The 7,653-nt window shown below is 64.1% G+C and carries 8 protein-coding genes; 3 read left to right on the forward strand and 5 right to left on the reverse strand.

All coding sequences use genetic code 11. From position 1 onward, the window contains the following. Positions 1-241 precede the first annotated feature (241 nt). Positions 242-475: a hypothetical protein gene (locus Q0331_RS07570; RefSeq protein ID WP_298075790.1), complete on the forward strand. Its 234-nt coding sequence runs from the start codon at positions 242-244 to the stop codon at positions 473-475. Positions 476-509: 34 nt separating this feature from the next. On the opposite strand, the gene Q0331_RS07575 is transcribed toward Q0331_RS07570, so the two are convergent. Continuing rightward, the gene (locus tag Q0331_RS07575; RefSeq protein ID WP_005296514.1) at positions 510-983 is read right to left on the reverse strand and encodes a ribose-5-phosphate isomerase; all 474 of its coding nucleotides are present in this window, start codon (positions 981-983) and stop codon (positions 510-512) included. A gap of 68 nt (positions 984-1,051) precedes the next feature. Next, positions 1,052-1,726 carry a disulfide bond formation protein DsbA gene (locus Q0331_RS07580; protein ID WP_298075791.1) on the reverse strand — a complete coding sequence of 225 codons (675 nt, stop codon included), beginning with the start codon at positions 1,724-1,726 and terminating at the stop codon, positions 1,052-1,054. Between the two features lie 42 nt (positions 1,727-1,768). On the opposite strand from Q0331_RS07580, the gene pepN reads away from it, so the two are divergent. Together pepN and Q0331_RS07590 are read left to right on the forward strand one after the other, a co-directional pair. After that, entirely contained in the window at positions 1,769-4,480 is a 2,712-nt protein-coding gene (pepN, locus tag Q0331_RS07585; protein ID WP_298075792.1) for an aminopeptidase N, read from the forward strand. Positions 4,481-4,562: 82 nt separating this feature from the next. Further along, complete coding sequence (locus Q0331_RS07590) at positions 4,563-4,967, forward strand: globin (protein ID WP_298075793.1); 405 nt, start codon at positions 4,563-4,565, stop codon at positions 4,965-4,967. Between the two features lie 50 nt (positions 4,968-5,017). Here Q0331_RS07590 and Q0331_RS07595 read toward each other — a convergent pair whose 3' ends face one another. From Q0331_RS07595 to ettA, 3 genes are all read right to left on the reverse strand, one after another. Continuing rightward, positions 5,018-5,764, reverse strand: a complete 747-nt coding sequence (locus tag Q0331_RS07595; RefSeq protein WP_298075794.1) for a hypothetical protein — start codon at positions 5,762-5,764, stop codon at positions 5,018-5,020. A gap of 108 nt (positions 5,765-5,872) precedes the next feature. Beyond that, positions 5,873-6,355 carry a thioesterase family protein gene (locus tag Q0331_RS07600; protein ID WP_035005369.1) on the reverse strand — a complete coding sequence of 161 codons (483 nt, stop codon included), beginning with the start codon at positions 6,353-6,355 and terminating at the stop codon, positions 5,873-5,875. A 176-nt stretch (positions 6,356-6,531) separates the two neighbouring features. Further along, positions 6,532-7,653, reverse strand: a 1,122-nt coding sequence (gene ettA / locus Q0331_RS07605; RefSeq protein WP_298075795.1) for an energy-dependent translational throttle protein EttA, incomplete at its 5' end; no start/stop codon positions are given.

Raw genomic sequence — 7,653 nt, forward strand, 5'->3', positions numbered from 1 at the left:
AATCGAACCCGCGTCTTCAGCTTGGAAGGCTGAGGTATTAGCCACTATACGACATTCCCATTGGAAGCTAGCTTCCGTTACGTTGTGCGATGATACACCATACACCCCGCTATCCAGCAAAATCACCCCAGCACAACTAGCTAAAAAGCCTTACAACCTGCATAGTTGCGGGGGTATGCAGGTGTAGCAAATGCGCCACTCTAATTGTATGAGTTACCTATGGGCTGTACATTCTAGTTTTATGGAACCAATTATCGTCGACAAAAACACCGGCACGGAGCTCTGGACCGCATCACAGTGCGCTGAGTACTCCGGCACAGCTCGTGGCACCTTCACCAGCTATGCAGGCCGCGGTCGCGCACCCCGGCCAGTAGCCAAGTACAACGGGCTGACGCTGTGGGATTCCAACGTGGTGAAGGAATGGCAGCAAAAACGCGATGGCGCCCCGACCTCGGGCACCACCGCGCAAAAGTAGATCTCGCGAGTAGATCTCACGCAAACGTGGATCTTTAGTTCTCCGGCAGCGCGGGGGCCTCCCCCGTGCGCTCGTACTCAGCCAGGATGTCGATGCGGCGCTGGTGGCGCTCCGCCTCGGACCACGGCTGGGTGACAAAAGCGTCGACAATCGCCAGCGCCTCCTCCTCGGAGTGCATACGACCGCCCAGCCCGATCAGCTGGGCGTTGTTGTGTTCACGGGCCAGCTTCGCGGTCTCCACGGACCACGCCAGCGCACAGCGGGCGCCCGGAACCTTGTTGGCGGCGATCTGCTCGCCGTTGCCGGAACCGCCAAGCACGATGCCCAGCGAGCCCTCGTCCTCCACCACGGACTTGGCCGCTGCGATGCAGAAGGCCGGGTAGTCGTCGTTCGCGTCGTAAGTGTGGGCGCCACAGTCCACAACCTCGAAGCCCTTGGAGGTCAAGTGATCCTTGATCACGTTCTTCATCTCGAAACCGGCATGATCTGCACCTAGGTAAATACGCATGCTGCCAGTCTAGCCGGTTGCCGGTTGCTCGCGGGCGCTACTTCCGCAAGTGTTCTACCGCGGATGTCTTACTCAGCGACCGGCGCTTCGGTGCGGGAGCGTTTCAGCTCAAAGAAGTGCGGGTTCGCCGCCAAGGTCACGGAGGCATCGAACAGCTTGCCTGCCTCTTCCCCACGCGGGATGCGGGTGATAACCGGCCCGAAGAAGGCCACGTCGCCCAGCTGCACCACTGGGGTGCCTACCTCATCGCCCACCAGTTCGATCGCCTTGTCCTGGGATTCGCGCAACGACGCGTCGACGGAGCCTTCGTCGTCGGCAGCCAGGTGGCCGACCTTTGCCAGTTCGGCGGGTAACTCGGCCTCTTCCAGAGCCTCGGCGATCAACTCGTCGTAGCCCTGTGGGTCGGTTGCATCCGCGCGCTCCTCGTTGTGGATCTTGGTACCCAGGGCGGTGTACCAGGCGGAGAGCTTCTCCGGGTGCTGCTGCCAAATCGCGGTGGCCACGCGCGCCGGCGCCCACGCGGCATCCATCTTCTCGCGGTAGGCGGGGTCCAGGTCGCGCCCTTCATTCAGCACGGAAAGGCTCATCGGCTGGAACTTCACCTCCACGTCGCGAACCTCCTGGACCTCCATCAGCCAGCGGCTGGTAACCCAGGCGAAGGGGCAGATGGCGTCGAAGAACATGGTTACGGTCTGGTTCTGGTTATTGTTCTGGGTAGCAGTCATGTCCCCCACTCTAGCCATGGCGCGGGAACCCTGTCCGGCGCGGCTACTAGGGTGGTCTGCATGACTTCCATCAACCTAACCCGTATCGAAGCCGAGCATCGCGCCAGCCTCATCAGCGATGTTCACTACACCATCCAGCTGGATCTTTCCGGCGGCGAGAAGCCCGAGAACAAGCACTTCCGCTCGCTGACCCGCATCACCTTCACCTCCGGCGACGGGTCCACCTTCCTGGACCTGCGTGCGGACTCGCTGTCGCGGGTGGAGCTCGATGGCGCGGCGCTCGGGGATTTTACTTATGACGCCACTACGGGCATTCCGCTCGAAGGCCTGTCTAGTGGCCAGCACGAGCTGCTGGTGGAGGCCGAGATTCCGTATTCCACCACGGGCCAGGGTCTGCACCGCTTCTTCGACCCCAGCGATGACCAGGCCTACATGTACACCCAGTTCGAGACTGCGGACGCCAAGCGGGTCTTCGCCTGCTTCGACCAGCCGGACATCAAGGCGACCTATGACGTTGAGCTCACCACGCCAGCCGAGTGGACTGTGGTGACGAACAATGAGGTTTCCGTGGCGGAGGCTGAGGGCGTCAATAAGAAGAAGCACAGTGCGACCGTGGATTACCTGCTGTCGACCTACCTCATTGCGTTTTGCGTTGGCCCGTGGCACGTGGTGCGCGACGAGTGGCGCGGCACGATCACCGAGCACCCCGAGTCCGCGGCGGCGAAGGATAAGAACCTGCAGACCAGCGGGGAAATGCGTGTGCCGCTGGCGCTGTACTGCCGCCAGTCGCTGGCGGAGTACCTGGATGCCGACGAGCTGTTCGAGGTGACCAAGCAGGGCTTCGACTACTACGCGGATAAGTTCGGCATCGGCTACCCGTTCTACAAGTACGACCAGATCTTCTGCCCCGAATACAACATGGGTGCCATGGAGAACGCGGGTGCAGTGACGATCCGCGACGAGTACATCTTCCGCTCCGCAGCCAGCCACTACCAGTACGAACGCCGTGCGGACACGATCCTGCACGAACTGGCGCACATGTGGTTCGGCGACCTGGTGACCATGAAGTGGTGGGATGACCTGTGGCTTAACGAATCCTTCGCCACCTGGTCGGCGGCCATGAGCCAGGCAGGGGCGACGAAGTACGACACGGCATGGGTGACCTTCAACAGCAAGGAGAAGGCGTGGGCATATGCGCAGGATCAGCTGTCCTCCACCCACCCGGTGTTTTCCGACGCGGGCGACATCGAGACGGTGGAGGCCAACTTCGACGGCATCACCTACGCCAAGGGCGCCAGCGTGTTGAAGCAGCTGGCGGCCTACGTGGGGCTGGAGGAGTTCTTCGCAGGCATCCGCGCGCACTTTGCGGCGCACGCCTGGGATAACGCAACGTTCGCGGACCTGCTGGGGGCGCTGGAGAAGGCTTCGGGGCGCGACCTTTCCGACTGGTCGGACCAGTGGCTGCGCACGACGGGCATCAACACCTTGGCGCCGGTCTTTGAGGTAAACGACGGGGCTTACACTTCCTTTGCCGTGGAGCAGTCCGGCGCACAGCCCGGCGCGGGCGAGACCCGCACCCACCGCATTGCCGTGGGCGTGTATAGCTTTGAGGACGACGGCACGGGCAGCAAGGGCGGAGCGCTGAAGCGCACCAAGCGCGTGGAATTGGATATTTCCGGCGAGCGCACCGAAGTTCCAGAGCTGGTGGGCGTGCCCGCCGGCGACCTGGTGCTGGTCAACGACGATGACCTGGCCTACGGCAACATGGCGCTGGACGAGGGATCCCTGGCGACGGCGATCGGCGGCGGTGATAGCGGCGGGGCCGGTGTCGGAGCCGAAGCCGGCAAGCCGAACATTGTGCGCATCACAGATCCGATGGCGCGTGCCCTGGTGTGGTCCGCGGCCTGGCAGATGACGCGCAACGCGCAGATGCGGGCGCGAGACTTTATCGGCCTGGTGGCCAGCGGCGCGGCCGAGGAGACCGAGCTGGCAGTGCTGGAGCAGATCTTGGCCCAGGCCCGCGCGGCGGCTACGAACTACGCCGACCCGGACTGGGCGGACGAGGGCTGGGCGCAGCTGCGCGAGGCCTTCCTGGCTGCAGCGCGCGAGACCGAAGGCCCGGCTCAGCTGGCGTTTGCCCGCGCCTACGTGGGCTGCGTGCACACAGCGGAGTCGGCGGACGTGCTGCGCGCGCTGCTGAGCGAGGCTGATGCCGCCGAGGTGATTCCTGGCCTGAACGTGGACCAGGACCTGCGCTGGGCGATCATCATTGCGCTGACCGCCGCGGCCCGTGCAACCGGTGAAACCCCCGAGCAGGTGGAGGCGCGCATTGCCGCCGAGGAGGCCCAGGACAAGTCCTCCAGCGGTGCGGCACTGGCGCTGCAGGCGCGCTCCTCCGTGCCGGATGAGAAGACCAAGCAGCAAGTTTGGCGTGCGCTGACCGTGGAGGCTCCGCAGCAGAGCAACCTGAGCCTGCGCCACCGCAACGCGGGCCTGGTGCACGTCGGCCACGCCGACCTGTTGCAGCGGTTTAGCGAGGATTACGTTGCCCACGCCGTGGAGTGGTGGAAGTCCCTGAACTCGGAGATGGCTCTACGCACACTGGAGGGCATCTACCCGTCTTGGGATCACAGCGACGCCACGGATTCCGCCATCGCCGAACTGGTGAAGGCGGAGGACACCCCGAGTGGCCTGCGCCGCGTACTCTCCGAAGGCCGCGACCGAGTGGCGCGTGCCAAGGCTGCCCGCGCATTCGACGCTGCGGGAGAGTAACCGCCCGGCTGCGCCTCTGCGGCAGGCGTGGCTGTACTCAACCTGCCCCGCCCGCTATCGCAGAGCAGATATGGTTGGAGGCATGACTTCTAGCTTCTACGACGCTGTTGGTGAGGAGACCTTCCGCGCCATCGTGCACGAGTTCTATCGCCAGGTCCGCACCGACGATATCCTCGGGCCGATGTACCCGGAACAGGACTTCGAGGGCGCCGAAGATCGACTGCGCTGGTTCCTGGTGCAGTACTGGGGCGGCCCAGCGGAGTTCAACGCCCGGCGCGGCCACCCACGCCTGCGGATGCGCCATGCCCAATTCCGTATCGACACAGCCGCCCGGGACCGCTGGCTGGAGCTGATGGGCAACGCCATGGCCACCATCGATAAGGAACAGCTCCCCGACGAGCACCGCGCGGCCATGTGGGAGCACATGGAGCGAGTTGCACACATGCTGGTGAATACACCCGACGAGCCACAGGGGCGCAGCTGGTAGCTGTGGCCGGGGCGTTCAAGCAGGCCCCGAGCGCGGGTAGAGGTGCCGCTCTAGCGTGGCCCGGGCACCCGCGCCAGCCCACCGGGGCGGGGCGCATACACACTGCCGACCAGTGCATCCACGCGAATCCACGACCCGCTGGCGCTCACGCGCACATAGTCATAGTCCCGCAGCTTCTCCCCCGGCTCTGGAACCAGCCGCAGGCCGCCGAGTGCTGCGATGGTTCTCCCCTCCAGTGCGACGGAGGCGGTGGCGTCATTACCCTCCGCCCCCTCGGCGGCACCGTCCGTACGCTGCACCGTCAGCACCTGCTGCTCCAGCAGGCTGCGTGCGATACCCATCGGCCCGGAGTTCGCCTCGTTCTCTGTGGCCATGTCCGCGTGCAGGCTGCGCACCACGTCCCCCGGCACCGTGTCGATCAGCTCGAAGCCCTGCTGCGGAGGTAGCGAGCCGACCCACATCAGATCCATGTCCGCGCCCAGGTCGAGGGTCTGCTGGCCGGGTTCAAACGCGACGATCGCCTCCAGCGCGTCGCTGGCGTAGGCCACCGTGCCGGCATTGCTCACTCCGCCGGCGCCGCCCACCTGTCCGGGCACTCGGACGGAAGCAACGCAGCCTAGGGGCGTCGAAATGAAAAGATCCGTCGACCGCTCCCCCACAGCGCTCAGGCGCACCAGCGCGCCCGGATCCATCACCAACGCGCGCTTCATCACCGCCCCCGCGCGCCGCATGGCACTCACGGCCGCGGTCGCGGATCGCGAATTAATTATTCCTTGTAGATCGATTGTGACGCCCATAGTTCCCCCACCTTAGCCCTCCCCAAGGCTTTAGCTCGCGCAGGCTGGGCGCTTGCAGGTCTGCGGGGACAGCGTCGGGCTAAATGCGCGAGAGGCCCCAAGCGCCGCCTAGAAACGCGCAGCGGTGGTGGCGCGGTCGGTGACTACCTCGTGGTCCTCTGGGATCAAGAATTGGTTGATGTTGTCGATGTCCTGCTCGCTCCACTCGCGGGACTTACCGGTCATCACGTCGATGCCCACCATGACTGCGTCGATGGTGCAGGTAATCCGCCCGACGGAATCCTGAACGACCTGGCGCATGGTGCAGGATTTGCGCCCGACGTCGATGAAGTAGGAGGCCACGGCCACTTCCGATTCCCCCGGCGACAGCGGGAATGGGTAGTCGATAGTGGTGTGGCGCGCGAACATCGGGGGCACGGCAATGTCCATTTCCATCAGCACGTCTTTGAGGAAGACCATCCGCGCGTCCTGGCCGAATTCCAGATACTTGGCGTTGTTGACGTGCTGGTATTGGTCGAAGTCGGACCAGCGGAGCTCGCGGTGGCAGGTGTGCCAGCGAGTTCCGGTGGCCTCGTGTTCGATGAAGGGCATTGCGTTTCAAACCTCGCTTAGAACCTCACAGGTAACTTTTGTTTCGTGAACCAATACTGCCACATCCTTCACACAGGTTCACGTAGTTACACGGTTTTAAGCGAGAAACGCGGCGCAGGCTAGGGAGTTAGCCTGCGCCACGTGCTGTAGCGACGCGCTGCGGCGCCACGCGGCGACTAGCGGGTCAGCTTGCGGTGCGTCACACGGTGCGGACGTGCAGCCTCCGGGCCGAGGCGGTCAACCTTGTTCTTCTCGTAGTCCTCGAAGTTGCCCTCGAACCAGTACCACTGGCCTTCAGCAACATTGCCCTCCCAAGCCAGGATGTGGGTACAGGTGCGGTCCAGGAACCAGCGGTCGTGCGAGATGACCACGGCGCAGCCCGGGAACTGCTGCAGAGCGTTCTCCAGGGAGGACAGGGTCTCAACGTCCAGGTCGTTAGTTGGCTCATCCAGCAGGATCAGGTTGCCGCCCTGCTTCAGCGTCAGCGCCAGGTTCAGGCGGTTGCGCTCACCGCCGGACAGCACCTTGGAAGGCTTTTGCTGGTCCGGGCCCTTGAAGCCGAAAGCGGACAGGTACGCGCGGGAAGGCATTTCGTTCTGGCCGACGTGAATGAAGTCCAGGCCGTCGGAGACGACCTCCCAGACGGTCTGCTCCGGGTCGATGTTCTCGCGGTTCTGGTCCACGTAGCTCAGCTGCACGGTGGAGCCGACCTTCACCTCGCCGGAGTCCGGCTCTTCCAGGCCAACGATGGTCTTAAACAGGGTGGTCTTACCCACACCGTTCGGGCCGATGACGCCCACAATGCCGTTGCGCGGCAGGGTGAACGACAGGTCCTTGATCAGGGTACGGCCGTCGAATCCCTTGTTCAGGTCCTTGACCTCGACCACCTGGTTGCCCAGGCGCGGCGGGGTCGGAATCTGGATCTCTTCGAAGTCCAGCTTCTTGTACTTCTCCGCCTCGGCAGCCATCTCCTCGTAGCGCTGCAGGCGGGCCTTGTTTTTCGCCTGACGGGCCTTCGCGCCGGAGCGGACCCACTGCAGCTCTTCCTTGAGTCGCTTCTGCAGCTTCGCGTCCTTCTTGCCGGCGACCTCCAGGCGCTTGGCCTTGGTGTCCAGGTAGGTGGAGTAGTTGCCCTCGTAGGGGTACAGCTTGCCGCGGTCGACCTCGCAGATCCACTCGGCGACGTTGTCCAGGAAGTAGCGGTCGTGGGTAATCGCCAGCACGGCACCCGGGTAGGTCTGCAGGTGCTTCTCCAGCCACAGCACGCTTTCGGCGTCGAGGTGGTTGGTCGGCTCGTC

It is taken from the genome of uncultured Corynebacterium sp. (assembly GCF_937999985.1).
Taxonomy (GTDB): domain Bacteria; phylum Actinomycetota; class Actinomycetes; order Mycobacteriales; family Mycobacteriaceae; genus Corynebacterium.